We start from the raw sequence: 1,253 nt of genomic DNA, 5'->3' as shown, positions 1-1,253 counted from the left end.
AGGGTCTTCCCTTATGATATGGAGAATTTTTGCCCAGAACCATTCGGAGGAGTAAATCCCCCCTTCATATTTAGTAAAATCTTCACCTCCCCAAGTTCTGGCCAGGTGATTGATTTCATCAGCTTCTGCAATGGCTGTGTGGTCTTTCCATAAGATCATTTGTGCATTGGGGTTTTCCGAAAACTTTTCAGAAAGTGCCAATGCTTGGCCATCTTTATTTACGGGTAGGGGAGAGGAGCCAGTAGTGTCTACACACAATCCTTTTATTTGAGATTTTTCCAAGCCTGATTTTTGAACTACGGCTTTTACAGTATGCGTTAGGCCCTCCAGGTGATCTTTCGGATGTTGCCTGTATTGGTTTTTTGTTGGATCGCAATATTCCCCAGCTTTCCAGCGTGGGTAGTTATACACTTCGGAGGCAAGGGTGACACCATCACGGGCATTGACTAAAATGGACCTGACAGAATCCGTTCCATAGTCTATACCCAATACATAATTGTCCATATTAATTATTTTGGATTGTTAAAAGCGAGAAAATAAACTTGAAATTGGCAGTGACTTTTCAAAGTTGCGCTGAAATATCAAAATAAATCAACCGGTACTACTTGTCCTATCAGCATAGCCATGCTAAGCTTCATTCTCCAAATGGTATGATTTACTTGAGATTTGAGTACGGGTTATGAATCTTTATGCGTATTTCGAGTTTGATGTAAAAATATACGGAAAAAATCAAAAATGGCCCATCAGGACCTATAAAAAACGGAGACTTTCTCTTAAATGACGCTTGGGTTTTTAATCCTCATCAAGTTGATGCCAGGTTTGAATTTCTAAAATCTTATTTTCCTCGGTTTTGATGGCCATGTGGTACTCGTAAGAAATGGATTTTAAAGTTTTGCTATCCAGAGCTGAAAATACTGTCCATACCAAAGTCCAATCTCCTTTTAAAATGCCACGATTTACACGAATACTGGTAAGTTTAGGTTCACTAAACGAAAGGTGGTTCATGAGGTTGTGCTCTGATTTCCAGTGGGTAATCTCTTCAATACTGTTGTGAATAGAATCTGTATTCGTATTGATGCATTTAAATTCAGGATGGATAATTTCCTTTATATAGTCATAGCTTTCCAGCTGAAGCCCCTTAAGGTATTTTTTTATTAACTCTTGATCACTTCCCTCTGTAGGATTTTTAGTTACAGGAGGATTGCGATCATCCTTGTTTTTTTGAATCTGGTCCTCATATTTGCTTGAATACA

2 protein-coding genes are annotated in these 1,253 nt (G+C 38.5%); both read right to left on the bottom strand.

Annotation, left to right across the window (positions count from 1 at the left end):
* Positions 1–504 (bottom strand): FGGY family carbohydrate kinase (locus ADIWIN_RS04915; RefSeq protein ID WP_040756579.1); only part of this gene is annotated, 504 nt, incomplete at its 3' end.
* 288 nt (positions 505–792) lie between these two features.
* On the bottom strand, positions 793–1,253 hold a 461-nt coding region (locus ADIWIN_RS20485; protein WP_040756578.1), incomplete at its 5' end, for a hypothetical protein.

Origin of the sequence: Winogradskyella psychrotolerans RS-3, from assembly GCF_000427335.1 — a bacterium.
Lineage (GTDB): Bacteria > Bacteroidota > Bacteroidia > Flavobacteriales > Flavobacteriaceae > Winogradskyella > Winogradskyella psychrotolerans.
The sequence above is the reverse complement of the archived record's forward strand: the minus strand, read 5'-3'. Positions and strand labels throughout refer to the sequence as shown.